The organism is Alphaproteobacteria bacterium (assembly GCA_040216735.1).
Taxonomy (GTDB): domain Bacteria; phylum Pseudomonadota; class Alphaproteobacteria; order SHVP01; family SHVP01; genus CALJDF01.
The window spans coordinates 434,049-460,313 of the sequence record JAVJOO010000004.1 but is presented as its reverse complement, the minus strand read 5'-3'; the positions used below and the strand labels follow the sequence as shown (position 1 = coordinate 460,313).

The following is a 26,265-nucleotide window of genomic DNA, read 5'->3' as shown; positions in this document are numbered from 1 at the left end:
CCCACAATTAAGGTATCGCTGCGCCCAATGAGGTCACATTCGCGGTTGCATCCGCAAGCTACGGGTTTTCATGGGTTTTGCGGAACTCGGGCTTAGCGACGAAGCCCTTCGGGCTGTCGCGGACGCCGGCTACAATCAACCCACTCCGATCCAGGAACAGGCGATCCCAATCGTCCTGCAAGGTCGCGACGTGTTGGGTACGGCACAGACCGGGACCGGGAAGACCGCCTCGTTCACATTGCCGATGATCGATATCCTGGCCGCGGGCCGCGCCAAGGCGCGGATGCCGCGGTCGCTCATCTTGGAACCGACCCGCGAATTGGCCGCGCAGGTTCAGGAAAACTTCAAGGTTTACGGCAAGTATCACAAACTGACCGTCGCGTTGCTGATCGGCGGCGTGCGGATGGAAGAACAGGTCCGCCTGATCGATCGCGGCGTCGACGTGTTGATTGCAACCCCCGGCCGGTTGCTCGATCACGCCGAGCACGGCGGTTTGCTGCTGGGCGGGATCAAGGTTCTGGTTATCGACGAAGCCGACCGGATGCTCGACATGGGCTTCATCCCCGATGTCGAAAAGATCGTGAAACTGGCCCCGCCGCTGCGCCAGACCCTGTTGTTTTCGGCGACCATGCCGAAGGAGATTCGCAGGCTGGCCGACCGGTTCTTGCAAAACCCCAAGTCGGTTTCGGTCGCCCCGCCCGCCTCGCCCGCGGAAACGGTCGACCAAATGTTAATCTACGTCGATGCCGCCGATAAGCGTGAGGCGCTGCGGTCGTTGTTGAAGCAACACGAGGTGCCGAGCGCCCTCATTTTTTGTAATCGCAAACGCGATATCGGTGTGCTCACGCGGTCACTCAAGAGCCACGGTTACGACGCCCTCGAACTGCACGGAGACATGTCGCAGCCGGCGCGGACCGAAACGCTGGAGAAATTCCGCCGCGGTGAATTCACCATTTTGGTGTGCAGCGACGTCGCCGCGCGCGGGTTAGATATCCAGGGGCTGCCCTACGTGTTTCTGTACGACGTGCCGACCCACGCCGAAGATTACGTGCACCGGATCGGCCGCACCGGTCGCGCCGGCATGGTCGGGCGCGCGATCACGCTGGCAACCCACGAAGAAGCTAAATATGTCGGCCAGGTCGAGACGCTGATCGGGCGCGCGATCCCGATGGGCAGCTTGCCCGGATTGGAGCAAGGCCAACCCGACGAAGATCAAAAGCGAGGCCGCAAGAGCCGCAGCGGTCGTGGGCGATCGGGCAAACGCGATGCGCCGGCCGAGAAAACCGCCCCAACGGCAGCGGCGGCGGAGCCCACCAAAGATGCCGCCGAGGACGCACCCAAACCGCGTAGCAGACGACGGCGCAGCCGCTCGGACGCCGCACCGAAAAGCGAAGCGGCCGCAGCGGCGCCGCGGGAATCTTCCCAACCGCAAGAAACATCGGCGAAACCCGCCGCACGGCAGTCCGAGCAGCGCGAACCGCGTCACCCCCGCCGCGACCGTCAAGACCGTCAAGACCGCGACGACAAAGCGGTTGTCGGACTTGGTGACCACGTCCCCGCCTTCTTGATGGCTGGGATCCCGGCTGCGAACGTTGACAATGCCGATGGCGGCGACGGCGACGGCGACGAGAAAAAGCCGCGTCGGCGTAGAAAAACGAGCTAACCCCCCTTCATCGAGGCGACCATGGCGGCAGACGGGCACACCGAGAGTGAAATTTTGGTCGGCGGACCGGATGACGGGGTGCTGACCCTGACGCTCAACCGGCCCCAGGTGAAGAACGCGTTTTCAAATACGTTGCTCGGCCGGTTGCGGACCTTGCTCGACGACGCGGCCCAGGACGATACGGTGCGCTGCGTCTTGATCACCGGCGGCCCCGAGGTCTTTGCCGCCGGATCCGACATCAGCCAACTGCAAAACCGTCCCATGTACGGCGGGATTGCCGACGAACGGTTCGGCAATTGGGATGCCATGGAACGCTTCCCCAAACCGGTCGTCGCGGCGGTGAACGGCTATGCGCTGGGCGGCGGCTGCGAGCTCGCGATGCTGGCCGACATCATTATTGCCGGCGACACGGCGAAATTCGGCTTACCGGAATTGCGGTTAGGCCTGTTTCCGGGTCTTGGCGGGACTCAACGCTTCATCCGGCAGGTCGGCAAATCCGTCGCAATGAAGGTGATTCTGGCGGCGGAATTCATCGACGCCGCCGAGGCCCACCGGCTCGGCCTCGCCGCCGAAGTGGTGCCAGCCGCCGAAACGATCGCGCGGGCGACCGCGCTGGCGACCAAGATAGCCGCGATGCCGCCGCTTGCCGCGCGGGTCGCCAAGGAAACCATCCTGCAAGCCTACGAAACCCATCTTGACGCGGGTCTAGCGTACGAGCGCAAATCCAACCTGTCGCTCTACCCCAGTGCCGACAAGGCCGAGGGGATCGCCGCGTTCCTGGAAAAACGTAAACCCAACTGGCAAGGCAAATAGCGGCTAGTCCGAGCCGGGGCCTGCACAGACCCCTCATCCTCACGAGGATTGACGCATTCTTGTTCAACCGCCGGTGGGGATCGTGCTAGGGTCCGCGGCGAAATAACCACCGGCGGTGCGGGGCCACGCCGCCGCCAGGATGGAATATGATCGATTCGTCGAATCGAAAGCGGCCCGCGTTTCTCTTCAACCTTGGGCTCTCGGGATCGCCGCTTCTTCTTGCGGTTGCCGCTGTGGCCGGCGTCGCGTTGATCGGCGGTCTTACGCTTTGGAATAGCCGCGCCGACGCGGAACGTGAAGCCCTTCTCTACGTCGAAAACCATGCACAGATTGTCGAGGAACACGCTCGGCAAACCGTACGCGAGGTCGTCCAAGCCATGACGGTCGCCGTCGGATTTTTGAATGGCGTCGCGTTGACCGAGGCCGACCAACGGCTAGACGCGTTCGTGGCCCGGATCGGCACCTCCTCCCCCCGCATCAACCGCTTCGCGATATTTGATTCGAGCGGCCAAGTCATCGCCGGAAACGGCGCCGACATGACCACCGACTCGTTTTTTGGACCGGACAGCATTGCGCCCGAGAACGGCTTCAGAGTCAGCGCCAACCAATCCTTTGTCTTTGTCGACATGCCGTTTGACGGCCCGGCGGGCGGTGGCGGCGGAATCTTGCGCACAGGAATCGCCAAGGCCTACTTCGAGAATTTCTACAGAACCATCAACATCCGGTCGGGCAGCGACGTCGGGCTTGCCATGCCGGGGGGTGAAGTCCTCGTCCGACAGGGCGACCGCACGGGGGGCACCATTCTGCGCTCGCCCATGATCCAACTCGATACCGGACTGCAAATGCACGCCATGAAGATCTCGGTGGACGGCATCGAGCGATTCGAGGCCTATCGCCGGCTGCCCGATATCCCGATTTTGGTGTTCTCGGCCCTCGATGCCGATGCGATTTATGCACCGTGGTGGAGCGGCGTCCGCCTCTTCGTCGTCGTCTTCTCCGCCATTGCGGCGATGCTCGCCCTTTTAGGCCGGACAATCGTTCGCACCCAACGCCGGCGGCGGTGGCTGGCCTCGGTTGTGGAGTCCTCGGGCGAGGCGATTTTCAGCCGCCACGTCGATGGGCGGATCGCAAGTTGGAACACCGGCGCCGAGCGATTGTTCGGCTACACTGCCGCCGAGGTCGTCGGGCAGCATGTGTCGATGCTGTGGACCGACGATCAATCGGCGGACCTGACCCGGATGGTCGGCGACCTGAACCAAGGCATCGTCCAATACGAAAACGATACGGTGCGGCGCCGAAAGGACGGCACGACGGTGAACGTCTCGATGACAGGTTCCCCGATAGTCGGCGACGGTGACCGTATCATCGGCGCGGCGATCACCGCTCGGGACATCAGCGAACTGAAAGAGGTCGAAAAACGTCTCCATCGCCTCGCCTATTACGATCCGTTGGTAAATTTGCCGAACCGCGCCCTACTGGAAGAGGAACTGACCCGCGCGGTGGAATGGAGCGTCGAGGCCGGTCGGCCTCTGGCTTTGCTGTATCTGGACGTGGATCACTTTAAGGATGTGAACGACAGCTTTGGCCATCAGCTCGGCGACGCACTGTTGCAACACGTCGCCCGCCGGATCGGCGAAGTCGTCCACCGCAACGATGTTTTCGGACGGTTGGGGGGCGACGAGTTCGGCATTATCCAGCGCAGTGCCGGAAAGCAGGAGTCGAGCCAACTGGCCGAGCGGCTTATCGCGCGCTTGGGCACGCCCTTTTCGATCGACGATCGCGACGTTACCGCCGGCGTCAGTATCGGCACCGCGGTTCTGGACCACGACGAAGCGCGCACGATGCCGCCGATCGAAGCCGCGCGCCTACTGCTGCAACGCGCCGACACAGCTCTGTATGAGGCCAAGTCAGCCGGACGCCAGCGCCACAATCTTTATGTGGCGGCGCATGGAGACCGGGTCCGCCGTAAGATGGAGGTCCAAGAGGCCTTGGCGCGAACCGTCCGTGAAGGCGGATTTCAACTCCACTTCCAGCCCCAGGTCGATCTAGCGACCAAATCCATTTACGGCGCGGAGGCGTTGTTGCGGTGGAACGATCCGGTCCTCGGCGTCCAAGACCCGAGCGAATTCATCCAGATTGCCGAGCAGAGCGGCTTGATCGTCGATCTCGGGGCGTGGGTCCTCCGGGAAGCCTGCCGTACCGCGATGAGTTGGCCTAACCAAGACCTGATGGTTGGCGTGAACGTCTCGGCCCTACAACTGCGGCGCGGTGGGCTCTTCGACCTCATCCGCGAGACCCTCGATGAAACCGGTCTGGCGCCGCACCGGCTAGAACTCGAACTCACCGAATCCGCATTGTTCCGCGACAGCGTGGACGTCACGAGTTTGTTGTGGGCGCTCCGCGCCCTGGGCCTCAAGCTCGCGGTCGACGACTTCGGTACAGGGTACTCGACACTCAGCTACTTCAAAGATTTCCCGGTCGACAAGCTGAAGATCGACAAGAGCTTCATCGACGGCATGGCCCCCGCGAGCCGCACGTTGAGCATTGTGCGGGCGGCCACGGCAATGGCGGAGGGCCTCGATCTGGAACTCGTTGCCGAGGGAATCGAAACCGAGACCCAGCGCACACTGTTGCGTCAGGTCGGCGTGACCAAAGGCCAGGGCTATCTGTTCTCCCCTGCGGTCCCCTCGGCAGAGCTGATCGCGCTGTGCGGGGGCGACAAGGTCGTTCTGCTCAATGCCGGGTCCGATTAGAAGCTGGGAAACCGAGCCCTGCGGTGAGCAAGCCGGTCGAAACTACCGTGACGCCGCTGGTCGTCGGGATCCTCGCCTTGGGGATGCTGCGCCATTGGCGCCGCCGGGATCACACCGACCTGGTCGACTGGATGGCGATGGCAAAGGCTGCGATCGACGGCGACTCGGCAAGCACCACCATGACGGTGCACCGGCTCGAAGCGCTCGACGGTTACGACCGGTGGGCCGCTTCCTACGACGCAGGAAACAATCCGCTCATACTCCGGGAACAAGAGAAGACCTTCCCGTGGACGATGGGACCTTCGATCTCGTTGTCAGTGCGCTAGCCATGACCCACGCCGCCGACCTGGACCGCGCGGTGACTGCACTTTCCCGGGCGGCTCGGCCTGACGGGCGCGTGGTGGTTACCGAAGTTCACCCCTTCAATGCGGCACTCGGAGCCCACCCGAATTTCTCCCTGGACGAAACGACGGTTGGATCGATCCACAACGCCGACTACACGATATCGGACTACATCCGGGCCTTCGACCGCGCCGGCCTTGCCATCGTCGACCTGCACGAACCGGCTTTTCGCGAAGCCGACGCGGATGCGATGAGCGCCGCATTCGTGGCTGGACTTGGCCAGAACGCGGTGGCGGCCTTTCGCGCCGCCCTGATTGGCATTCCGATGGCCGTTATATGGGATTTGCGCAAAAAATAGGCAGGCGTGAAAGCACCGGATTCCCTGGGTTTTTGCGAATCTTCTTGTATTAAATCCTGATCGGGTCCATCTAATGGCCGTGGCGCTCGTGCACCTGCAAGCCCTTTCGCAGAAGACCCGCGCGGCACCACAGAAGCCATAATACCGGCCTCGGTCGATCTTGCTGCATTGCGGCACGGCAGCGTCTAGCGGAGACGTGGCCCCGATCAGGTCCAACAAACCGCCAAGCGGAGGAGCCCACGTTGCGCGCGACATCGAAGGAAATTCAGACGGCCCACAGCCACGCCGACGAAATCGACGATGAGATCTCTCATACGCCGAAAACCCGTCGCTGCCTGATGTGCCACACCCAGTTCGAGAGCACGTGGGCCGGGGAACGGGTCTGCCGGCAGTGCAAATCTTCGTCCCAGTGGCGCTCGGGTGCCCTGGGGTAAGCCTATCGTTTCCGGACAACAAAAAAGGGGCCCGAGGGCCCCTTTTTCATCGCGCAAAACGAACTAGTTCGAAACGCGCAAATTAGCGGCAGACTGTTTGCCGTCACGGCCCGATTCGAGTTCGAACTCGACCACTTGACCCTCATTGAGGGTCGAGAGGCCGGCCTGCTCGACGGCGGAAATGTGAACGAAGGCGTCCTTACCACCGGACTCCGGACTGATGAAGCCGTAGCCTTTGGTGGGATTGAACCACTTGACGGTCCCTTTCATAGCGTATCTTCCAATTCTTTTGGTCAAAGCAAAGCCACCGGCGCACAGCGCAAGTGGGTCTCAGTTCAACGAATTTCCAGGTAGTATGACGTCTTAGTCGGCGCGACGAAGCGAGATACGCCGGGGCTTTCGCAGTCTGATGGAATCAATATTGAGCCACTGGGGGCAGAAATCAACTCAAATCGTGCAGGTTTGACGGGCGAGGAAATTCCCCCTAACAGTGGCCCTAAGGTCCTAACCCCCTGGGTTTCGGTCCATTTCGGCCCCTGGGGACGCGATTTCTGAACGAACGCCGCCGAAAGGCTGCGCATAGCAAAAAGGAGCTTTGATGGCCCGGACACCCAATTACGGTCACGAACGGCGGGAACGCGAGAAAAACAAAGCCGCCAAACGGGCCGCGCGGGCCGAGGCCAAAAAAGCCAAGGCCGACGAGAGACAACCCGGCGACGGGCCCGAAACGGCGAGCGAAGCATCCGACACCGACACCGACTCCGCGCCGTCGGACGATAGCTAGGCCCCCTAATCCGGGTCGAGGCTCTGGGCCGCGTAGGCGAGAACATTCAGGAATTCCCCCTCCTCCAGGAGGACGAACGCCGGCATGACCCCGGCGTGGCCGAAGCGCATACCATGGAGAAACTTCCAAGGGTTGGTTCGCGCCAAGATTTGCAGCGTGGCCGGCGCCCGCTCGGTGCCCAGATTCAGTTGGGTGCCGGTCTCGCCATGACAGACCTGACACACCGCGCGGTAGCGATCGCCGCCGGCAGCAACATCGGCACCCGACTCGCGCGCACGGGCCGCGAGGTCAACCACCGCGCGTTGGCCGTCGATGAGGAAATTCACCAAGTAGGCGAGCGCCTCCGACGAGAGTTGGTCCGCAACGAAGCCGTGATCTTGGTGGCGGATCCCGTCGACGATCGTTCGCCGGCTGGCGCCGACCAAGTGACGCAGGCCCGGTACATTCGGGGCCACGCCGAGATCGCCGCCGACACCGGCGCTGCCGCGGTAATCCCAGCCATGACAGTTCACGCAGCGCCACGTTTCGGTATTGAGGGCCGCGGCGTCTCCCTTCCATAGGGGGTGCTTGGTGAAAGGACCGCGAAACAACAGGACGCGGGGCCAATCGCTATAGAGTTGCCCGCCGATCGATTCCTGCCACGCGACCGGAATACCGCGCTCCTTCGACATGCCCGGTGCCCGCTCGGCGGCATGGACACCGGGGGACCCGAACAGGGCGGCGGCAATCGCGAGAGCAACCGCCGCGCCGCAGGCCTGCCGCAAACGTCGCACCAGTGTACGCACGCGCGTTCTACCCGAACCGCGCCGCCGCGCGCGCCTTGCCGCGCGCGATTTCGTCGTCGCGGTTGCGGGCGGGGGCCGCGGTTTCGAACGAGTCGATCATCCGCCGGGCGATTTCGGTGACATCGGCGACGGCTTGATTAAAGACCGCCTCGTTGACCTTGGACGGTTTAGAAAAGCCGCTCAGCTTGCGGACGAACTGAAGCGCCGAAGCGGCTACTTCGTCATCGGTCGCGGGCGGTTCGAAATTGAACAGCGTTTTGATATTCCGGCACATTGACGCCTCCTTATCGTAGGAGCGACCAGTCTAGCGCGACTCGTCCCGACGCGCTCCCGTCGGATGCGGATCATCTAGCGTGCCATGCCGTTGCGGCGCGCCGGTAGTGCGGCAACGCCAACCAAAGACTAGGAGGACTTCTTCTCGGAACTCGCGGGCTTTTTCGGCCGCGTTTTTTTGGTCCGCGTGGGCGAACGCTTCGCAGCAGCGGCGCGGTGAGCGGCGGCGATGGCGTTCTCCGCCCAACTGCGAAGATCCTCGGGGTCGTCGAGGATGTCGGCCGGCACCGTGGAGTAGCTCATATCCCGTGTCTTGCCGGCGCGGGTGTATTGCATCGGGACGCCACCCGCCGCAGCGACGGTCGCGGCAATCGCTTCGTCGGTTTTGAGATAGAGGACGTCGCTGCCGGAGACGATGCCGAACATCAACCCGTCGACGAACAACCCGATGCCGCCGAACATCCGCTTTTCGATGGGGTCGAGGCCCGCCAATTGATCGAGGACGAATACACGGAAATCCGGGCTAACCGGCATCAGTCGAGCAACGCGTTGTAGCGCTCGGTCGGAACCTGCAGGACGATGCCGTCGAGGGCGTCGGTCAAAACGAGTTGGCATCCCAGGCGCGAGGTGAGCGATAGGCCGTAGGCGAAATCGAGCATGTCGTCCTCCTCCTGGGTCGGTTCGGGCAACCGGCCGTAGTCGTCCTCGGCGACAATCACATGGCAGGTCGAGCAGGCCATCGCGCCCTCGCAGGCCCCTTCGAGTTCGGCGATGCCATTGCGCTGGGCGACGGCGAGGACGGTCTCGCCCACCGCCGCGTCGCAGTCGCGGCGGATGCCGTCGGGCATGATGAAGGTCAGGCGCACGCCGCTAGGCCGCGGACACTTGTGCGCCGGCGCGCAAGTTCTGTACGGCGGCAGCCAATCGAGTGGCGACGGCGTCGATCTCGTCGGCGCTGGTCCAGCGGCCCAAACCGAGCCGGATCGATCCGGCCGCCCGCCCGTCGTCAAGGCCAAGGGCGCGCAAAACATACGAGGGTTCGACCGCCGCCGAGCTACAGGCCGACCCGGTGGACGCCGCGAGGTCGGCGGCAAGGGTCTCCAACAACGCTTCCGCATCGATCCCGGCAAAGGCGATGTTGAGGTTGCCGGGCCAGCGCCGCTCGGGATCGCCGTTCAAGTATGTCCCGGGAATCTTCCGGATGTGCTCCAACAGGCGCGCCGCCAAGGCGGCCAAGCGATCGCGTTCGTCGTCCATGACCTCCTCGGCGACGGCGCAGGCGGCGCCAAATCCGACGCAGAGAAACGCGGGCAGCGTTCCCGAGCGAAGCCCCCGCTCCTGACCGCCGCCGGATAGCAACGGGTCGAGCCGCACGCGCGGGCGGCGGCGGACATAGAGCGCGCCGATGCCCTTGGGACCGTACATTTTGTGGGAGGACAGACTCATCAGGTCGATCGCCATGGCCTCGACATCGAGGGGGATCTTGCCGGCGGCTTGGGCGCAATCGGTGTGGAACAAAACGCCGCGGGCGCGGCAACGGGCACCGATCTCGGCCAAGGGTTGGATGACACCGATCTCGTTGTTCACGCCCATCACCGACACCAGCACGGTGTCGTCGGTGATCGCGGCATCTAGGACGGCGAGGTCGAGCAAGCCTGATGGCTGCACCGGCAGGACCGAGACGGTGAAGCCCTCGCGCTCCAACGCATGGGCCGACTCCAAGACGCATTTGTGTTCGGTCGCCACCGTAACGACATGCCGCCGCCGGTTGCCGACAAACCGCGCTGCCCCCTTGATCGCCAAGTTGTTCGATTCGGTTGCCCCTGAGGTGAAGACGATTTCGCGCGGGTCCGCCCCAATCACATGCGCGATTTGCGCGCGCGCGGCCTCGACGGCGATTTCGGCTTCGTGGCCGTAGGCGTGTTGTGTCGAGTGCGGATTGCCGAAGCGTTCCTCGAGAAACGGGCGCATGGCGTCGTACGCGAGCGGATCGAGCGGCGTCGTCGCCTGGTGGTCGAGGTAAATCGGGCGACCGTCGCTCATGAGGCGCGGCGGAGGGCGTCGCCCGTCTGTTTGCGCCGGTAAAGGACGGTCCAGGCGTCGATGAACCTGTCGATCTCAGCGGCGGTCGTGGCGTGTCCAAGACTGACGCGGATCGCCGCACCCGCCACATCGGGCGCAATGCCCATTGCCGCCAGAACGTGGGACGGACCGACCTTGCCCGACGAGCAGGCCGCGCCCGCGCTTACCGCAATACCGTCAAGGTCGAAGGCCATGACCTGGGTTTCGCTGGAAACGCCTGGCATTGTCAAACAGCTTGTGTTGGGCAGACGCGGCGCGGCTTGACCCATGACCTGTGCCCCCATTGCTTGGCACGCGGTTTCGAGCCTGTCGCGCAGGGTTCGCAGATGGGCCGTATCTGGATCGCTCGCGGTTAAGGCCGCCGCAGCGGCACCCAAACCCGCGATCCCCGGCACATTTTGCGTGCCCGCGCGGCGGTAACTTTCCTGACCGCCGCCGGTCTGGAGGGCGGCAACTGTGACGCCCTTGCGGACGACCAGGGCGCCGACGCCCATCGGTCCGCCGAACTTGTGCGCCGACAGGGTAAGAAGGTCGACGCCTAGCGCCGCCATGTCGACGGACAGCTTGCCCGGCCCCTGGACGGCGTCGCAGTGGACCAGCGCGCCCGCCGTACGGGCCAGGGCGGCGACCTCGGCCACGGGCTGGCACACGCCGGTTTCGTTGTTGGCTAGCATCAACGACACCAGGGCTCCTTCGTTCGCGGCCAAGGCGCCGCGCAGCGCATCGACATCGATCGCTCCGGCGGCATCGACCGGGACAACGGTCACGCCGCGCGGTGCCCGACGCGCAGGCGCCAGTACCGAATCGTGTTCGCTCGCCGCGACGATGAGATGACGATCAACACCGAGTAATGCGAGGTTATTGGCTTCGGTTCCGCCACTGGTGAAGACAACCTCGTTGGACCCGGCGGCGACCAACAGTGCAACACGGTCGCGCGCCTGCTCGACGATGCGGCGGGCTTCGGCGCCGGCGCCGTGGACCGACGACGGATTGCCAACGCGCTCGAGCGCGTCGGCGACGGCCGCGCGGGCCTCGGCGCAGACCGAGGTTGTCGCATTGTGATCGAGATAGACGCGCGGGGCCGTCATGGCACAACGGACCCGGTCTAGAGGGCGACGGTTTCGCGCTGCGTCAACTCAGGTAACGCCGCCTCGGCCCCGACGGTACGGTTGCGCGACGCGCCAAGCACGCGGCGGTCCAATACATCTTGAATCGTGACGGCGCTCAGGAACATGTAGATATGATTGCCGAGTTCTTCCCAGAGGTCGTGGGTCAGACACCGGCTGCTGTCCTTGGTGCAGCCGACGGGCGATCCCGGCGTACAGCGGGTCGCCCGCAGATTTTCATCGACCGCCAGGACGACATCGGCGATCCGCGTGTTGGCCGGACCGCGTTGCAGGAGATAGCCGCCGCCAGGGCCGCGCACGCTCTTGACCAAGCCGCCGCGCCGCAGACGACCGAAAAGCTGTTCGAGATAGGAGAGCGAAATGTTCTGGCGCTCGGCGATATCGGCGAGCGAGACCGGACGCTTGTCGCCGTGGGCGGCGAGATCGACCAAGGCCATGACCGCGTAGCGGCCCTTTGTGCTCAGTTTCATGGATTGCCCTCGTCGGTTTTGGCCCCGCCACCCGACGCCCGGGCCTCGGACCACGGAGTCGCGAGGGGCGTATCGGCACCGACCTGTTTTTCGAGATCGGCCAAACGCGCCTGGAGCAATTGGATCTGTTCCAGCATGCCGGCTACCGCATGACCCGCGGGGTCTGCGTCGCGGGCGGTGCCGTAGGCGACGAAGGCGTCCGGCCGGGTTGCCGCGGCGCGGTCCGCGACCGGTTTGGCCGGAATGCCGACAACGGTGGTATTCGCCGCCACGTCCTTGACGACGACCGCGTTCGAGCCAACCCGGGCGCAATCGCCTAAACTGATCGGACCCAGCACCTTGGCCCCGGCCCCGACGATCACGTCGTTGCCCAAGGTCGGGTGGCGCTTCCCCGCCTCGAGCGAGGTACCGCCAAGGGTCACGCCTTGATAAAGGGTGACGTCGGTGCCGATCTCGGTGGTTTCGCCGATCACGACGCCGAGGCCATGATCGATGAAGAACCCCGGACCGATGGTCGCGCCGGGATGAATTTCGATGCCCGTCATGAAACGCGAGAAGACCGATACCATCCGCGCCAAGAACTTGAGCTGGAGGCGCCAAAGCCCGTGGGCCAGGCGGTGGAACATGACCGCATGGAAGCCCGGATATAGCACCAAGACCTCGAATCTGGATCGCGCCGCCGGGTCGCGGTCGACCACGGCACTCAAGTCGCGGCTTAAGGTCTTGAATGTGGAGGTTTGGCTCATGCTATAGTCCCGCGCCTTCTCGCCTCTACCAGATCGGGCTTTTGGGCATATAGGGTACCCGACCTAGCGAATCAAGTTTAGGGCACATGAATCAAAGAACCTGTCGCCGATTGGGCGACTGATTTTGTCGGGTATTTGACCGACCTGGAGCGTCATGCCGGAAGTAAATTTCAACGGACCCGAAGGCCGCCTAGAGGGCCGCTATCTTGCGGGAAAGACCAAGAATGCGCCGATCGCGCTGATCCTTCATCCCCACCCGCAACACGGCGGGACGATGAACAACAAGGTGGTGTACACGCTGTATCACGCGTTTGCCGACCGCGGTTTTGCCGTGTTGCGATTCAACTTCCGCGGGGTTGGGCGTAGCCAAGGCGAATTCGACCACGGTGCCGGGGAACTCTCGGACGCGGCCTCGGCCCTGGACTGGTTGCAAACCTTTAACGCCAACGCCCGCACTTGCTGGGTCGGCGGCTTTTCGTTCGGGGCCTGGATCGGGATGCAGTTGTTGATGCGGCGGCCGGAGATCGACGGATTTATTTCGGTCTCGCCACCGTCGAGTTTGTTCGACTTTTCGTTCCTGGCCCCCTGCCCGGCCTCCGGGATCATCGTCCACGGCGGCGACGACCAGCACGTCCCGGTCGAAGACGCGCAGAAGCTCGCCGAGAAACTTCAGTCGCAAAAGAACATTACCGTGGACTATCAAATCGTTAGCGGTGCGGACCATTTCTTTACCGACCGGATCGACCAATTGCGCACGGTGGTCGATACCTATCTCGACAAGGCCCTCGCACCCGAACCCGTTGTGGAACCTGAAGCCTAAGACGCTCCGCCAAGCGCGTTCCCGTTAGGCCGGTCGGACCACGCGACCGCCCCGCATTGCTTCGGGGACGCCAGTGGTCGTCGGCAGGCTAATGGGTAGGCCGCGCAGCACGCGGACCGCCAAGTAACCGAATGCTTGGGCTTCGAGGGCGTCGCCCTGCCATCCGACAGCTTCGACCGGGGCCACCGGGACCGCAAGACCGCCCGCCAACAGGCGCATCATATAGGTGTTGTGACGGCCCCCGCCGGTCACCAGCCAGCGTTTCACCGGTTCAGGGAAATGGTCGCGGGCCGCCATCACCCCGGCAACGGTCAGCGCGGTCAGGGTCGCGGCGCCGTCTTCGAGGTTGAGGCCGTCCACCGCGGCGAGGTCGAAGTCCTGGCGGTCGAGCGATTTTGGCGGTCGCTGCCGGAAATAGGGCAGCGCGACGAGTTTCTCTAGGACAAACGGGTCTGCCAATCCCGCTCCTGCGATCGCGCCGCCCGCGTCGTAGGTCCCGCGATCGTGGCGGGCGACCCAATCGTCGATCAGCGCGTTGCCCGGACCGGTATCGAAAGCCAGCGTGTCCGAGGGACCGATCCAGGTCACATTGGCGACGCCGCCGATATTGAGGACGCCTAGGGGACCCTCGAGCTCCGTGGCTAGGGCCCGGTGATAGAGCGGCGCCAACGGCGCGCCCTGGCCGCCGGCGGCGACGTCAGCCCGGCGGAAGTCGGCGACGACCTCGCGCTGCAGTGCCGAGGCGAGGGCTTCGGCATCACCCAGTTGCCAGGTGAAGCGGCGCTCCGGGCGATGCGCAACGGTGTGCCCGTGAAATCCAATAATGTTTATTTCTGAGATACTTATGTTATTTTGTTCAAGCAAAGCATTGATCGTTTCGGCATGCTGCGCAGTGAGCGCCTGCTCGACCGCTCGACTGGAGTCGTCGTGGCTTTCCGTTCCCAATAGCCCGCGCAGCGCCGCGCGCAGCAGCGGCGGATAGGGTATCGACAGCCACGGCCCAGTCTCGACGACGGCCTCGCCGTCCGTACGAATGACGGCGGCATCGATGCCGTCCAGCGAGGTCCCGCTCATGAGGCCGATTGCCGTATAGACCTGTGTGGTCATCCGTTGCCGTGTACCGTTTGTGAGCCCGAAGTCGAACATGCTACACAGCGGCTCCATTCGCCAGCCCCAGCCCTGCCCTATGCCCACGGCCAACTCAGACTTCCTGCGCGCCATGATGCGCCGCGGCGATTTCCACGACGCGACGGATTTCGACGCCCTCGACGCGGCCGCCGTTTCAGGCGGCGTGGTTGGCTACATTGGGTTCGACGCTACCGCGCCCAGCCTGCACGTCGGCAACCTGATGCAAATCCTGAAACTGCGGATCATGCAGCGGACCGGGCAGAAACCGATTGCGCTTGTCGGCGGCGGCACCACAAAAATCGGCGACCCCTCGGGCAAAGACGAGATGCGACAGATCCGTACGACCGACGAGATCGACGCCAATGTTGAGCGCATCAAAGGGTTGCTGGGCCGCTTCCTGACGTTTGGCGACGGACCGACGGACGCTGTCTTGGTCAACAACGCCGATTGGCTCGATCAGCTGGAATACATCCCTTTCCTGCGCGAGATCGGACGCCATTTCACGATCAACCGGATGCTGACGTTCGAATCGGTGAAGGCGCGGCTGGAACGCGAAAGCCCGCTCTCATTCATCGAATTCAACTACATGATTTTGCAAGCCTACGACTTCCTCGAACTTAACCGGCGGTTCGGCTGCACGTTGCAAATGGGCGGCTCGGACCAATGGGGCAACATCTTGAACGGTGTCGAACTGTGCCGCCGCGTTGACGGGGCGACGGCTTACGGGTTGACCTCGGACCTGTTGACGACGGCGTCGGGCGCCAAGATGGGCAAGACCGCGCAAGGGGCGGTGTGGCTGTCGGAAGACATGCTGTCGCCGTACGATTATTGGCAGTTCTGGCGCAACACGGAGGATGCCGATGTCGGCCGTTTCCTGCGCCTTTTTACAGATTTGCCGGACGCGGAGATTGCCGATCTCGAAACGCGCGACGGTGCCGGGATCAACGAGGCGAAAAAGATCCTGGCAACCGAGGCGACGGCCATGTGCCATGGTCGCCCAGCCGCCGAGGACGCGGCAGAAACCGCCCGAAAAACTTTCGAACAGGGAAAAACCGGCACGGCCCTGCCGACGATCGAGGTGCCGCGGGGCGACCTCGAGGCCGGCATTCCGGCATTCGAGTTGCTGCGGCGAAGCGGGTTGGCGACCTCCGGCGGCGAGGCTAGGCGCCTGATCAAGGGCGGTGGCGGGCGGGTCAACGACGTGGCGATTACCGAGGATATCCAGCCAGTGACCGCGGCGGATATCGGCCCGGACGGTACCATCAAGTTATCGGCGGGCAAGAAGCGGCACGCCCTGATCCGGGCGGTCTAGCTAGCCCGGTTGCTCCGAAACGAACGGGCTTGCAGGGTCCGCGGGGTCCGGTCGACCGTTGCCTGTGAAGATCGCAAAGAAGTTGCGCAGGAATCCCGGCGCCAGCGCCGAGAGCGGATTGACCGTGATGACGGGGCGCTCCACCGGGCCCCGGATGCCATAGGTCAGGGCGAAAACCCCCTCGCCTTGGCGGCCCACCAACAGCGTGCCGATCAAGGGTATTTCGCCCAGCACCGAATTGATCGTGTAGGCCGGGATCAACGTGCCGAACATAGAGATCTCGTCGGCATCGCCGTTGATCTCTCCGTCCAAGGTAATCCCAAGCGAGGGACCGAAGGCGCGGGCGTCGATCACCTCGAGCAGACCGTCGTGGAATCGGAACGGCACGTCGGCGCGGGCAAAGCGTAGACCCTCCCCGTTCAGGACTTCGAGTAAGCCGGTCAGCGATGCCAGCGTCAGGACGCGGGCGAAGGAACTCGCGCTCTTGACCTGGAGATCGGTGATTTCCATGCGGCCGTCGATCACCGGCCCGCGGTCGCTGTCGCGTAAGGATGCCGATACCAGGAGATTGCCGCCCGAGGCATCGTCGAACAGCCCGGTCGTGCGGGCGAGCGCGCCGGCATTGCCCCCGGCGATCGTCAAGCGCCGCGGGCCCTCGGGCGTCGTCACCAAGGTGACCGAGAGGGGGGCTTCGTTGTTGACCGATCCCGCCGCGCGCAGCGATTCGAGCTTATCGACATAATTGAACTCGCCGGACACGCCGAACAACGACCGGCGTTCGCTGAGAATCATTTCATTCACGTCGATCGAGACGTTGAGCGGCGGCACGTCCCCCGTGGTTTGATCGAAAAACGCGTCGAAGAACGGGCCAGCGTCGATCGTCGGGCCGTTGACCGCGACGATGAAACCGTTGGGGGCGCGCGGCCGGATGGAAGCGGCCAACTCGGTACGGCCAAAGGCAAGGCGGCTCAGATCGACCCGCCGCAGGGCGCGCTCGGGGCCAAGCTCGACCACGCCTTCAGCGTTCAACGCCGCCGACGTGAACGACGCCTGTTCGATCCGCGTGCCGCCGTCTTCCAGGGGGCGGACCAGGAAATATGCCCGCGCCTCTTTGCCGGGCAGTTTCGTGACGCGCAGCACGTTGAGATCGACAAGGGCGGGCGAAAGGTCGAGATCGATGCCCGCCGCCAACAATGTGCGCCCGGCAGAGCGGATGTCGATTTCCGCGCCGACCTCGCCAACGACGATGTCTCCGGTGGGAAAGCCCAGCGTTTCGCGGGCGGCATCGTCTAGCCGGCCGCTGAGGTGGAGTGAGGTGGTGGCGCCGTTCTCGGGTTTGAACGTTTCGCGCCAGACAACGCCGAGAGGCACCCCGTCCACCGCGACGGTGCCGTCGGCTTGGATTCCGGCCTTAGTCACCTCAAGGGTCATGTTCCCTTGCGTCAGATCGAGATCGCCGAAGGCATCTTTAAGGGCACCGTCGCGGATATTCGATGCCGCCGCGAAGCGGAGTTGATCGGGCGCGATGCTGGGTCGAACCGGAAAGCTCATGCGAACCCGGGTGGCGGACACGCCGGCGATATTGCCGGGCGCTAGGCCGAACCGTTGGCTGAGCTTGAGCGGTTCGGAATCGATGATTCGCAGAACTTCTTCGTTCGCGCCGCTGGCAACGAACTCCAAGCTCGCGTCCCAGGTTCGCGGTGCCGATTCGACAAGCTCGATCGACCCCTCTTGGAGCAATAGCGCGCCCAAACGACCGCTGGAGAGTTCCAAATCGACGTTGTCGCCGGTCAACCGCACCGCGCCGACGCCCTCCGTGATGGGCGGTAACGCCCCAAAATACCGCGCCGTGACGCCGGCTATGGAGAGGCGGGCCTCGACCGCTTCGGCGGGCAAGGCGCCGCCGGTCAGGTGCTCGGGGCCGACGTTCAGACGGACCGTTCCCTCGGTGACGGTTCCGCCCAAAATGTTGTCGGTGAACCACCGATGAACCGGCGGGGCAAAGGCGGTCGGCCAATATTCGTCGATGTCGGTGGGCGTGAACCCGGCGACCCGGCCGCTTAACGCGACCCGCGGACCGCCCTCCTCGGCGGCGATCCGCCCGGCCAGCACCGCCCGTGCGGTCCGGCGCGACAACACCAGTTCATCGAACACAAGGGCGCGGCCGATCAGATCGACTGCTCCGCGCGCCTCGATCGATGCCACGACCGACGGCGCGTCGAACACCGGCGCGAGGTCGAGCGCACCGTTCTCACCGGTAATGTCGAAGTTTATGCGGTCGAGCTGCCCCCGTTCGGTCACCGAAAAGTCCACGCGGCCTGTAAGTGGGAGTTGCAACCGTGCCAGGCCGCCAAGGGTGGGGTCTTTATTCGACAGGCGCAACGGATCGAGGTCGGTAAAGTCGATGGCCACATGCGTCTCGCGCGCGACATAGTCGAACGCCGCCGTCGCCACGAAACGAGTCTGTGCCCCCTCGAGGTCGAGATCGAATATCAGGTCGCCCGATAGCCCTTTGGCGTCGCGGCGGACGATTAAGTCCGCGCGTGGGATGTTCCAAACGACCCGATTGCGCAGGTCTTCAAAGGTGACGGCGGTGCCGAGAACGCTCACCCGGCGCAACGCCGCGTTTGGCCGGCGCGCGTCCGGCGCCAGAGTCAGATCGCGGAGGAATGCGGTCACCGCCGCGCTATCCCGGCCCCCCTGCCCGACCCCGACCTCGATCGTACCGTCCGCCGCGCGGCGCAAGTTTAGGTCGGCGCCCACGACATCGACGGTCGCGGGAACGAAATCGCCCGTCATCAAGCGCCTGCTGTCTAGACCGATCGCCAATTCGGGGATTGCAGCGACCGTTTCGCCGTCGGCATTGAGCAGTTCCAAACCAAGCACCACAATGTCGAGGCCCCGCTCGAAACCGCGCCAGGCCAGGACCGTGTCGGACAGCGCGACGTCGATGTCGGCGCCGCCAACCGTTAGCGATTCCTTGATGTAGGGGGACAGGAAACCGATCGACACCGGCCCCTCGGAGAGCCGCCATGCCGCGGCTGACACGATAATCGCGCCACCGGCAAAGATCGCAGCAAGGAGACGGATCAGGATTTTACTTGCTAGCAGCATTGCGCTTTGCTTCATCGGCAACGGTTGTCAATTCAGTCCGAGACCCCTCACCTATGTCCGACGCGCCGCTCATCGACCTCATCAAGACCCTACCTCGCCCGTTCGAGCGGTCGGCGGCAGACCGCGGTACCGAGTCCTTTTTGGCCGCGGCGGCGACCCTACCCGAATATCATGACAAAGCAGTAGCGACCGCGCGGGACCCCCGCACCGCCGAACTGTTGGATGCCGTCTTCGGCAATAGTCCTTTCCTGACACAATCCATCATACGCGATCTGCCCTACTTTTTGCGTCTTCTTGATTGCCCGCCAACGGACCTTCTGCGGGAGATTCTGGCTTCCCTGGCTTATGATGGCACCCAGCCGCCGCCGCCGCGCAGCGAGACGATGGTTACGCTGCGCAAGGCGAAGTCGCGATCGTCCCTGTTGATCGCAATTGCCGATATGGCGGGCATTTGGCCGTTGGCGACAATCACCCGGGCGCTGAGCGATGTCGCCGATGCGGCGATCGGCCATGCGGTCGCGGCGTTGCTGGCCGAGTTCGGGGCACGGGGCGACTTCGCCCTCCCCGAACCGCAACATCCGGAACGCGCCAGCGGCTATGTCGTGATCGCGATGGGCAAGCTGGGCGCCCATGACCTCAATTTCTCCAGCGATATCGACCTCATCCCGCTTTTCGACCCCGAGGTCGCCCGTTACACAGGCAAGAAGAGCGTACAGGACGCCTTCGTGCGCTTGACGCAAGGCGTGGTGCAACTGCTCCAGGAACGCACTGCCGACGGCTATGTCTACCGTACCGACCTGCGCCTTCGGCCCGATGCCGGGGCGACTCCGGTCGCCATGTCGGTGCGGGCCGCGGAGGCGTACTACGAGAGCGTCGGTCAGAACTGGGAACGCGCCGCCATGATCAAGGCGCGCCCCGTCGGCGGCGACCTGGATACCGGCGACGCCTTTCTCGAGACGATCCGCCCATTTGTCTGGCGCAAGCACTTGGACTACGCCGCTATTGCCGACATCCATTCGATCAAACGGCAAATCGATTCCAGTCGAGGCCACACACGGGTCAAGGTGGCGGGCCACAACATCAAGATCGGCCACGGCGGCATTCGCGAGATCGAGTTTTTCGCCCAGACCCAGCAACTCATCGCTGGCGGTCGCGAACCTGCGTTGCGCGAAAGCGATACCTGCGCGGCGCTCCGCGCCCTGGAACGCACGCACCGGATCGATACGAAAGCGGCGGACGATCTCGTCGCGGCCTACGCCTTTTTGCGGACCCTCGAACACCGCCTGCAAATGATCGCCGACGAACAGACCCAAACGATGCCGTCCGACGATGCCGGTCTAGAACACGTCGCGACGTTCCTTGGCTTTACCGATCGGGCCGCCTTCGACGAAACCCTTTTGGGGCACATGCGCCGGGTGCGCGAGCATTATGGCGCGCTGTTTGAGGACGCGCCTGCCCTTGGCGGAGAGTCCGGTAGTTTGGTGTTCACCGGTACCGACGACGATCCCGATACGCTCGAAACCCTGACCGAGATGGGGTTTCGCGAGGCTAAGACGGTCTCAGGTGCGTTTCGGCGTTGGCACCATGGGCGCTACCGAGCGACCCGCAGCACCCGCGCGCGCGAGATGCTCACGGCCCTCACCCCGCGCCTATTGAACGCGTTCGGGGCGACCGCAAACCCCGATGCAGCGTTTCTACGGTTCGACGAATTTCTCGCCAAGCTACCGGCCGGGATCCAACTTTTTTCGCTGTTCTACAACAACCCGAGCCTGCTCGACCTCCTCGCCGAGATCGTCGGCAGCGCGCCGCGCCTGGCGGAGTTTCTCAGCCGAGACCCGCTGGTCTTGGATAGTGTGTTGAGCGAGGGATTTCTCGACGCGATGCCCGACGGCGCGACCCTGGCCGCGGAGGCAACCGCACAGGTCGCAGCGGCGATCGACTATCAAGAGGCACTCGACATAGCCCGCCGGTGGACGCGCGACCGGCGTTTGCAAGTCGGCGTCCAGGTTCTGCGCAACTTGCTGCCGGGCCACCGCGCGGGACCGATCCTGAGCGATATCGCCGATGCGGTGATTGCCGCGTTGATCCCGCAGGTCGCGGACGATATCGCGCGGCGCCATGGGGCCGTTCCCGGCGCAAGCCTAGCGGTGATCGCCATGGGGAAACTCGGCAGCCGCGAAATGATGTTCGGATCCGATCTCGACCTCATTTTCGTCTACGACAACCCAGAGGGCGCCGAGTCGTCCGACGGTCCAAAACCGCTCCCCGCCAGCCAGTTCTTTGCCCGGTACGGGCAGCAGATCATCAGTTCGATCACCGCCCTAACCGGCGAAGGCCGTTTGTACGAAGTCGATATGCGGCTGCGCCCGTCGGGTACCGCCGGGCCGATCGCGGTTCACATCGATAGCTTCGAAAGCTACCAGCGGGCGGAAGCGTGGACCTGGGAGCGCATGGCGCTGACGCGCGCACGCGTCGTGTTTGGGACCGAGCGCCTCCGCGCGCAGCTCAACCCGTTGATCGCGGCGTTGTTGCAAGACCCGCGCGACCCAGCCGCGACCTTGACGGATATCGCGACGATGCGCGGGCGGATTGCGACCGAATTTCCGGGTAATGGTGTGTGGAGCCTCAAGTATGTTCGAGGCGGACTCCTCGACATCGAGTTCATCGCCCAGACCCTCCAGTTAATCAACTGCACGGACATTCCGTCGGTTCTCGGCCGTCCGACGGCGGCGGTTTTTGAAGAACTCGGCGCGCAAGGCGGGCTCGACCGCGACACCGCCCGCGACCTCGCGGAAACGACGCGGCTTTATCAGGATGTCGAGGGTCTGTTCCGGCTGTGCCTCGAGGGCGCCCCAACCGATGAAACCATCCCGGCCGGCCTAGTCCGGGCATTGACACGGGTCGCCAACATGCCCGATCTGGCCAACCTGAAAGCCGAACTCACGGCGCGGCAGCGCATGGTGGTTGCCCAATACGACGCCGTCATCGGCGTCCCGGGCGGCGCGGCCGCGACCTAAACCGCCCCGACCCGCCGGCCAAGTTCCACAAGCCACGTTTCAACGCGCCGCTTGTTCACGCCCATATCGCCGATACCGTAGGTCGAGCGGCTGTAAATCGCGGCACTGCTCTTACCGTTGCCCCGGTCGACGAATTGGACCGAGATCCGGTCGGGAAATTTGAACAGGGCCGAGCGCTGTACGAGGTCCAGTTGGCGGCGGGCCGCGTCTTCGTTCACCATGCTGACGCGCGGCTGTGCCAGCGCCACCTCACGGAAGAGCTTTTCGAGCTGCTCGACCGCGATGTCGTAATCGGGCACGGCCCCGTGGGGTTTGGCACGGGCCGAGAAATTATTTGGCGCAGCAAAGTACTGGTTGGGCCGCCAACCGAGCTTGAATGTGGAAAGATCGATACCTGCCATGAACCTGCCTTGTCGGGATGCTTGTCGGTAAAATTCTATTGTGTCAGAAGGTCGGACCAATAGCCCAATCGCCAAAGCCCAACTGCCAGGACCCAACCGCGAGGAGAACACGATGGCGCTCACCGAAGGAGATAAGGCCCCCGCTTTCGATTTGCCGTCCGACAGCGGCAAGAACGTGAAGCTTTCCGAGTTCAAGGGCAAGAAGGTCGTCTTGTACTTCTATCCCAAGGACGACACGCCTGGCTGTACCAAGGAAGCGGTCGGATTCACCGAAGCGTTGGCGAAATTCAAACGCGCCGGCGCGGTGGTGATCGGCGCGTCGAAGGACACCGTGGAGAAACACGGCAAGTTCCGCGACAAGTACGAGTTGAAGATCCCATTAGTCAGCGACGAGGACGGCAGCCTGTGCAAGGATTACGGCGTGTGGGCTAAGAAGATGAACTACGGCAAGTCCTATATGGGCATTGAGCGCTCGACCTTCCTCATCGATGAAAAAGGTAAGGTCGCAATGGTGTGGCGCAAAGTGCGGGTGCCGGGCCACGTCGAGGAGGTCTTGGAGGCCGTCAAAGCGCTCTGACCGGAGCCTTGTCCGCTACCCCACGGGGAGGGGCCTTAACCCACCGGCTATTCGTCCACCCCTGAATCCAGGGGGAAGATTTTGCCTAGCCGCGGGGCCCAAACCCGCGCGTTCTGGAGCCTCGTTTAGCATTCCCGATCACAATCGACCGATTCGGGCAGAGTCGGCCGAATCCCGCTTGCCCGGGCGGTTTGGAATCGATATCCCTTACGGACAGGGCTGGGAGGAACGATGGCGAACGAGGGCCAAGGGACCCTTACGCGGGTCTACGAGCGTCTTTTTCCCGAACGGCAAGTTTACGTCAGGACGCGTGGCGAAGTGCGATTCGTCACGTTCTCGGGCCCGCTTCAGGTCGGGTTGGCGTCGCTTGTTTTGCTTGTGGGCGCGTGGTTTGCGTTTTCGACATTCCAATACGTTTTCCAAAACGACATCATCGCGTCGAAGAACGAGCGCTTGCGAGTCGCCCATAGCGACTATCAGGCCCTTGAGGGCGAACTGCGCAGCACCCAGTTGCGATTCCTCACAACCGCCCGCGATCTCGATGCCAAGCACAATCAACTGATCGCGTTGGTCTCGCAAAAGGATGCCCTGGAGCAACGCCTGAACGCGATCTCCGAGCGGCTCACCTCGGTCTCCGACGATCACTTGGCCGCTTCGAAAGAGGCCGCGGCGTTGCGCCAACAACTCCAAGGCGAACGCAACGTGTTGTCCGACCAAATCGGCACCCTCCAGGGCGAATTGCGCACGACACTGGATCAGCGGTCGAATCTGGAGCAGAACCTCGCCGATACGCGCAGCAGAGTCGCGTCGTTGAGCGCAGAACGCGATACCTTGATCAAGTCGAATGCCGACTTGAGCGGCAACCTCGATGCGATCAATGCCCGCCTCAACGGCATTCGCGAAGAACAACAGCGATTTGTCGAGCGGATAGCGGCGCGGACCACCGACGACATTTCCCTCCTCGAAGACACCATCGCCATGACCGGGCTGGCGCCCGAGGCGATCTTCGAAAAAACCGGCATCCTGGGTGCGGCGATGGGCGGACCGGTGATTGAACCGAACAGCGCCGAGGACGGCACGATGGTGACCAACGCACGGCTCGAAGACAGCGCGATGTTCGATTCTTCCGTCGCCGGCCTCGAAGATAATCTCCAGCGCTGGGAAGCCTTGCAAAGTGTCCTGCGGATATTGCCCTTGGCGCCGCCAGCCGACAATTTTTACATCTCAAGCGAATTCGGCCGCCGCCCGGATCCCTTCACCAAGCGGATGGCCTTTCACGCAGGGGTCGATCTTGCCGGCCCGCCGCGCCAACTCGTGTTCGCCACCGCGCCCGGAACCGTCGTCATCGCCGGCCGCAATGGCGCCTTTGGCAACATGGTTGAGATCGATCACGGTATGGGCCTACGTACGCGTTACGGGCATTTGGCCAAGGTATTGGTCAAAAAGGGCGATGAAGTGGACTTCCGGACCCACATCGGGCGGATGGGCAGCACCGGGCGTAGCACTGGCACCCATCTCCATTACGAGATAAGATTTGACGGCAAAGCGTATGATCCGGCACGCTTTTTGAAAGCAGGGAAATATGTTTTCAAGAACTGAACGTGGAACCAGTCCGTTGCCCGAAGCACCAGGTAGCCCCAAAGACGCACCGCCGTCGCTGATCAGCGCCAATCTGCAGATTGTCGGTAACCTCCGCTCGCAAGGCGAAGTGCAGATCGACGGTACGGTGGATGGCGACGTTTCGGCGAACGCCCTGACGATCGGGGAAAAGGCGACGATCAACGGCGAGATTGTCGCCGACGACGTCGTGGTGCGCGGCCGCGTCAACGGTCGTATTCGCGCCCGCAAAGTGCAACTCGCGAAGAGCGCCCATGTGGTCGGCGATATCTGGCATGAATTGCTGGCGATCGATTCCGGCGCCTTCGTCGAAGGACACTGCAAGCGCACCGACAAACCGACCGAAATGCCCGAAGCACGGATCAAATCGGTCCACCAGCCCAAGCGGGAAATGGGCTCCAGCGCCGTGCCCGCGGGTGTGCCTGCCTGATTTAGATTTGAGTGTATCTTCGACCGCGACGCCGTCCTCTTGGGCGGCGTTTGCATTTTTAGGCCAAGACCCGATCAAGTTTGGCCGACGCGTGCCGACAGCGCCGCCGCCATGAAATCGTCGAGATCGCCGTCGAGCACGCCGGCGGCATTGCCTTTCTCGACTCCGGTTCGCAGGTCCTTGACCATTTGGTAGGGGTGCAGCACGTAGGAGCGGATTTGGTGCCCCCAGCCGATATCGGTTTTGGAGTCGTGGAGCGCCTGTTTCTCGGCTTCGCGCTTCTCGATCTCGACCTCGTAAAGGCGCGACTTCAACATCTTCATCGCCGCCGACCGATTCTTGTGCTGCGAGCGATCGTTCTGACATTGCACCACGATACCAGTCGGGAGATGCGTCAAACGCACCGCGCTGTCGGTCCGGTTCACGTGTTGCCCGCCGGCCCCCGAGGCCCGGTAGGTATCGACGCGCAAGTCCTTATCCTCGATAACGATGTCGATTTCCTCGTCGATCTCGGGATAGACGCCGGCACTGGCAAAACTGGTATGCCGACGGGCCGACGCATCGAACGGCGATATCCGCACCAAACGGTGGACACCGGTTTCGGTCTTGAGCCAACCATAGGCATTGGGGCCGATCACCCGGACCGTCGCCGACTTAATACCGGCTTCTTCGCCGGGGCTTTCCTCGATCCACTCGACTTTGTACCCGCTGGTCTCGATCCAACGTAGGTACATGCGCAACAGCATCTCCGCCCAATCTTGGGATTCCGTCCCGCCGGCGCCGGCGTGAACTTCGAGGAAGCAGTTGTTGGCATCGGCTTCGCCGGAGAGCAGCGTTTCGATCTCGAGCTTGGCGGCGCGCACGGCCAAGGCCGCAAGCGCGGCACCGGCTTCACCGACAATGGCGTCGTCGCCCTCGGCCTCGCCGAGTTCGATCAGATCGACGGTGTCCTTAAATTCGGTTTCCAAGTCTTGATAACGACCGATGGCGGTATCGAGTTGGGTCCGCTCGCGCATCACCTTCTTGGCGGCGTCGGGATCTTCCCAAAGCTTGGGATCTTCCGAAAGGCGGTTTAGCTCTTTGAGCCGGACAAGCGCATTGTCGTAGTCAAAGATGCCTCCTCAGCAACCCGACCGCTTGCTCGATGTCGCTTTGAAGTTTTTCGAATTCAGCGCGCATAACCGTCCGGTCCGATCATCGTCGGTCCGTGTGGTAACGG

The 26,265-nt window shown here is 63.4% G+C and carries 25 protein-coding genes; 12 read left to right on the top strand and 13 right to left on the bottom strand.

Translation table 11 applies throughout. The features are described 5' to 3' along the window. Positions 1–70: 70 nt before the first annotated feature. From RID42_12600 to RID42_12580, 5 genes are all read left to right on the top strand, one after another. The gene (locus tag RID42_12600) at positions 71–1,663 is read left to right on the top strand and encodes a DEAD/DEAH box helicase (protein ID MEQ8248510.1); all 1,593 of its coding nucleotides are present in this window, start codon (positions 71–73) and stop codon (positions 1,661–1,663) included. Positions 1,664–1,684: 21 nt separating this feature from the next. Then, complete coding sequence (locus RID42_12595; GenBank protein ID MEQ8248509.1) at positions 1,685–2,476, top strand: enoyl-CoA hydratase-related protein; 792 nt, start codon at positions 1,685–1,687, stop codon at positions 2,474–2,476. Between the two features lie 146 nt (positions 2,477–2,622). Next, positions 2,623–5,229, top strand: coding sequence for an EAL domain-containing protein (locus RID42_12590; GenBank protein ID MEQ8248508.1), 2,607 nt, complete (start codon positions 2,623–2,625; stop codon positions 5,227–5,229). A gap of 23 nt (positions 5,230–5,252) precedes the next feature. Next, the gene (locus RID42_12585) at positions 5,253–5,555 is read left to right on the top strand and encodes a hypothetical protein (protein ID MEQ8248507.1); all 303 of its coding nucleotides are present in this window, start codon (positions 5,253–5,255) and stop codon (positions 5,553–5,555) included. Then, positions 5,516–5,929 (top strand): methyltransferase domain-containing protein, encoded by a 414-nt coding sequence (locus RID42_12580; GenBank protein MEQ8248506.1) that lies wholly within the window; start codon positions 5,516–5,518, stop codon positions 5,927–5,929. Before RID42_12585 ends, RID42_12580 begins: the two co-directional genes overlap by 40 nt. A gap of 497 nt (positions 5,930–6,426) precedes the next feature. On the opposite strand, the gene RID42_12575 is transcribed toward RID42_12580, so the two are convergent. Further along, positions 6,427–6,633, bottom strand: coding sequence for a cold-shock protein (locus tag RID42_12575; GenBank protein MEQ8248505.1), 207 nt, complete (start codon positions 6,631–6,633; stop codon positions 6,427–6,429). Positions 6,634–6,961: 328 nt separating this feature from the next. Between RID42_12575 and RID42_12570 the strand changes: the two genes are divergently transcribed. Continuing rightward, entirely contained in the window at positions 6,962–7,147 is a 186-nt protein-coding gene (locus RID42_12570; protein ID MEQ8248504.1) for a hypothetical protein, read from the top strand. Positions 7,148–7,152: 5 nt separating this feature from the next. Here RID42_12570 and RID42_12565 read toward each other — a convergent pair whose 3' ends face one another. From RID42_12565 to cysE, 8 genes are all read right to left on the bottom strand, one after another. Further along, the gene (locus RID42_12565) at positions 7,153–7,932 is read right to left on the bottom strand and encodes a c-type cytochrome (GenBank protein ID MEQ8248503.1); all 780 of its coding nucleotides are present in this window, start codon (positions 7,930–7,932) and stop codon (positions 7,153–7,155) included. A 7-nt stretch (positions 7,933–7,939) separates the two neighbouring features. After that, positions 7,940–8,206, bottom strand: a complete 267-nt coding sequence (locus RID42_12560; GenBank protein MEQ8248502.1) for a DUF2277 domain-containing protein — start codon at positions 8,204–8,206, stop codon at positions 7,940–7,942. Between the two features lie 128 nt (positions 8,207–8,334). Beyond that, the gene (locus RID42_12555) at positions 8,335–8,739 is read right to left on the bottom strand and encodes a TfoX/Sxy family protein (GenBank protein ID MEQ8248501.1); all 405 of its coding nucleotides are present in this window, start codon (positions 8,737–8,739) and stop codon (positions 8,335–8,337) included. Further along, complete coding sequence (locus RID42_12550; GenBank protein MEQ8248500.1) at positions 8,739–9,053, bottom strand: 2Fe-2S iron-sulfur cluster-binding protein; 315 nt, start codon at positions 9,051–9,053, stop codon at positions 8,739–8,741. The genes RID42_12555 and RID42_12550 overlap by 1 nt, the downstream gene beginning before the upstream one ends. 22 nt (positions 9,054–9,075) lie before the next feature. Next, the gene (locus tag RID42_12545; protein ID MEQ8248499.1) at positions 9,076–10,248 is read right to left on the bottom strand and encodes an aminotransferase class V-fold PLP-dependent enzyme; all 1,173 of its coding nucleotides are present in this window, start codon (positions 10,246–10,248) and stop codon (positions 9,076–9,078) included. Next, positions 10,245–11,375 carry a cysteine desulfurase family protein gene (locus RID42_12540; protein MEQ8248498.1) on the bottom strand — a complete coding sequence of 377 codons (1,131 nt, stop codon included), beginning with the start codon at positions 11,373–11,375 and terminating at the stop codon, positions 10,245–10,247. Before RID42_12540 ends, RID42_12545 begins: the two co-directional genes overlap by 4 nt. A gap of 17 nt (positions 11,376–11,392) precedes the next feature. After that, positions 11,393–11,884, bottom strand: a complete 492-nt coding sequence (locus RID42_12535) for an Rrf2 family transcriptional regulator (protein ID MEQ8248497.1) — start codon at positions 11,882–11,884, stop codon at positions 11,393–11,395. Next, positions 11,881–12,630 (bottom strand): serine O-acetyltransferase, encoded by a 750-nt coding sequence (cysE, locus tag RID42_12530; protein ID MEQ8248496.1) that lies wholly within the window; start codon positions 12,628–12,630, stop codon positions 11,881–11,883. Before cysE ends, RID42_12535 begins: the two co-directional genes overlap by 4 nt. Positions 12,631–12,784: 154 nt before the next feature. On the opposite strand from cysE, the gene RID42_12525 reads away from it, so the two are divergent. Next, positions 12,785–13,450, top strand: coding sequence for an alpha/beta hydrolase (locus tag RID42_12525; protein MEQ8248495.1), 666 nt, complete (start codon positions 12,785–12,787; stop codon positions 13,448–13,450). 24 nt (positions 13,451–13,474) lie between these two features. On the opposite strand, the gene RID42_12520 is transcribed toward RID42_12525, so the two are convergent. Further along, the gene (locus RID42_12520; GenBank protein MEQ8248494.1) at positions 13,475–14,557 is read right to left on the bottom strand and encodes an anhydro-N-acetylmuramic acid kinase; all 1,083 of its coding nucleotides are present in this window, start codon (positions 14,555–14,557) and stop codon (positions 13,475–13,477) included. A 79-nt stretch (positions 14,558–14,636) separates the two neighbouring features. Here RID42_12520 and tyrS point away from each other — a divergent pair, with 79 nt between their 5' ends. Continuing rightward, positions 14,637–15,890 carry a tyrosine--tRNA ligase gene (gene tyrS, locus RID42_12515; protein ID MEQ8248493.1) on the top strand — a complete coding sequence of 418 codons (1,254 nt, stop codon included), beginning with the start codon at positions 14,637–14,639 and terminating at the stop codon, positions 15,888–15,890. Here tyrS and RID42_12510 read toward each other — a convergent pair whose 3' ends face one another. Further along, positions 15,891–19,004, bottom strand: a complete 3,114-nt coding sequence (locus RID42_12510) for an AsmA-like C-terminal domain-containing protein (protein MEQ8248492.1) — start codon at positions 19,002–19,004, stop codon at positions 15,891–15,893. A gap of 53 nt (positions 19,005–19,057) precedes the next feature. On the opposite strand from RID42_12510, the gene RID42_12505 reads away from it, so the two are divergent. Continuing rightward, a complete protein-coding gene (locus RID42_12505) occupies positions 19,058–22,021 on the top strand; it encodes a bifunctional [glutamine synthetase] adenylyltransferase/[glutamine synthetase]-adenylyl-L-tyrosine phosphorylase (protein MEQ8248491.1) in 2,964 nt (987 codons plus the stop codon). On the opposite strand, the gene RID42_12500 is transcribed toward RID42_12505, so the two are convergent. Continuing rightward, entirely contained in the window at positions 22,018–22,422 is a 405-nt protein-coding gene (locus tag RID42_12500; protein ID MEQ8248490.1) for a DUF1499 domain-containing protein, read from the bottom strand. The two genes, RID42_12505 and RID42_12500, sit on opposite strands and share 4 nt — an antisense overlap. Positions 22,423–22,534: 112 nt before the next feature. Between RID42_12500 and bcp the strand changes: the two genes are divergently transcribed. The 3 genes from bcp (at position 22,535) to RID42_12485 (ending at position 25,046) form a co-directional block, all read left to right on the top strand. Then, on the top strand, positions 22,535–22,999 hold the full coding sequence (gene bcp / locus RID42_12495) for a thioredoxin-dependent thiol peroxidase (GenBank protein MEQ8248489.1): 465 nt from the start codon (positions 22,535–22,537) through the stop codon (positions 22,997–22,999). Between the two features lie 231 nt (positions 23,000–23,230). Next, positions 23,231–24,598, top strand: a complete 1,368-nt coding sequence (locus tag RID42_12490) for a peptidoglycan DD-metalloendopeptidase family protein (protein ID MEQ8248488.1) — start codon at positions 23,231–23,233, stop codon at positions 24,596–24,598. A 16-nt stretch (positions 24,599–24,614) separates the two neighbouring features. Further along, a complete protein-coding gene (locus RID42_12485) occupies positions 24,615–25,046 on the top strand; it encodes a polymer-forming cytoskeletal protein (protein ID MEQ8248487.1) in 432 nt (143 codons plus the stop codon). Between the two features lie 74 nt (positions 25,047–25,120). On the opposite strand, the gene prfB is transcribed toward RID42_12485, so the two are convergent. After that, positions 25,121–26,225, bottom strand: a protein-coding gene (gene prfB, locus RID42_12480; GenBank protein MEQ8248486.1) for a peptide chain release factor 2 whose coding sequence is annotated in 2 segments (ribosomal slippage) — positions 25,121–26,158 and positions 26,160–26,225 — 1,104 coding nt in all. Because the reading frame shifts where the segments join, the coding sequence is not laid out codon by codon here. Positions 26,226–26,265 lie beyond the last annotated feature (40 nt).

Excerpts from the sequence above, each read along its gene's own strand:
- RID42_12600 (MEQ8248510.1), top strand. The coding sequence starts at position 71 with ATGGGTTTTGCGGAACTCGGGCTTAGCGACGAAGCCCTTCGGGCTGTC.
- RID42_12595 (MEQ8248509.1), top strand. The coding sequence starts at position 1,685 with ATGGCGGCAGACGGGCACACCGAGAGTGAAATTTTGGTCGGCGGACCG.
- RID42_12590 (MEQ8248508.1), top strand. The coding sequence starts at position 2,623 with ATGATCGATTCGTCGAATCGAAAGCGGCCCGCGTTTCTCTTCAACCTT.
- RID42_12575 (MEQ8248505.1), bottom strand. The coding sequence starts at position 6,633 with ATGAAAGGGACCGTCAAGTGGTTCAATCCCACCAAAGGCTACGGCTTC.
- RID42_12570 (MEQ8248504.1), top strand. The coding sequence starts at position 6,962 with ATGGCCCGGACACCCAATTACGGTCACGAACGGCGGGAACGCGAGAAA.
- RID42_12560 (MEQ8248502.1), bottom strand. The coding sequence starts at position 8,206 with ATGTGCCGGAATATCAAAACGCTGTTCAATTTCGAACCGCCCGCGACC.
- RID42_12555 (MEQ8248501.1), bottom strand. The coding sequence starts at position 8,739 with ATGCCGGTTAGCCCGGATTTCCGTGTATTCGTCCTCGATCAATTGGCG.
- RID42_12550 (MEQ8248500.1), bottom strand. The coding sequence starts at position 9,053 with ATGCCCGACGGCATCCGCCGCGACTGCGACGCGGCGGTGGGCGAGACC.
- RID42_12545 (MEQ8248499.1), bottom strand. The coding sequence starts at position 10,248 with ATGAGCGACGGTCGCCCGATTTACCTCGACCACCAGGCGACGACGCCG.
- RID42_12540 (MEQ8248498.1), bottom strand. The coding sequence starts at position 11,375 with ATGACGGCCCCGCGCGTCTATCTCGATCACAATGCGACAACCTCGGTC.
- RID42_12535 (MEQ8248497.1), bottom strand. The coding sequence starts at position 11,884 with ATGAAACTGAGCACAAAGGGCCGCTACGCGGTCATGGCCTTGGTCGAT.
- cysE (MEQ8248496.1), bottom strand. The coding sequence starts at position 12,630 with ATGAGCCAAACCTCCACATTCAAGACCTTAAGCCGCGACTTGAGTGCC.
- RID42_12525 (MEQ8248495.1), top strand. The coding sequence starts at position 12,785 with ATGCCGGAAGTAAATTTCAACGGACCCGAAGGCCGCCTAGAGGGCCGC.
- RID42_12520 (MEQ8248494.1), bottom strand. The coding sequence starts at position 14,557 with ATGACCACACAGGTCTATACGGCAATCGGCCTCATGAGCGGGACCTCG.
- tyrS (MEQ8248493.1), top strand. The coding sequence starts at position 14,637 with ATGCCCACGGCCAACTCAGACTTCCTGCGCGCCATGATGCGCCGCGGC.
- RID42_12510 (MEQ8248492.1), bottom strand. The coding sequence starts at position 19,004 with ATGCTGCTAGCAAGTAAAATCCTGATCCGTCTCCTTGCTGCGATCTTT.
- RID42_12505 (MEQ8248491.1), top strand. The coding sequence starts at position 19,058 with ATGTCCGACGCGCCGCTCATCGACCTCATCAAGACCCTACCTCGCCCG.
- RID42_12500 (MEQ8248490.1), bottom strand. The coding sequence starts at position 22,422 with ATGGCAGGTATCGATCTTTCCACATTCAAGCTCGGTTGGCGGCCCAAC.
- bcp (MEQ8248489.1), top strand. The coding sequence starts at position 22,535 with ATGGCGCTCACCGAAGGAGATAAGGCCCCCGCTTTCGATTTGCCGTCC.
- RID42_12490 (MEQ8248488.1), top strand. The coding sequence starts at position 23,231 with ATGGCGAACGAGGGCCAAGGGACCCTTACGCGGGTCTACGAGCGTCTT.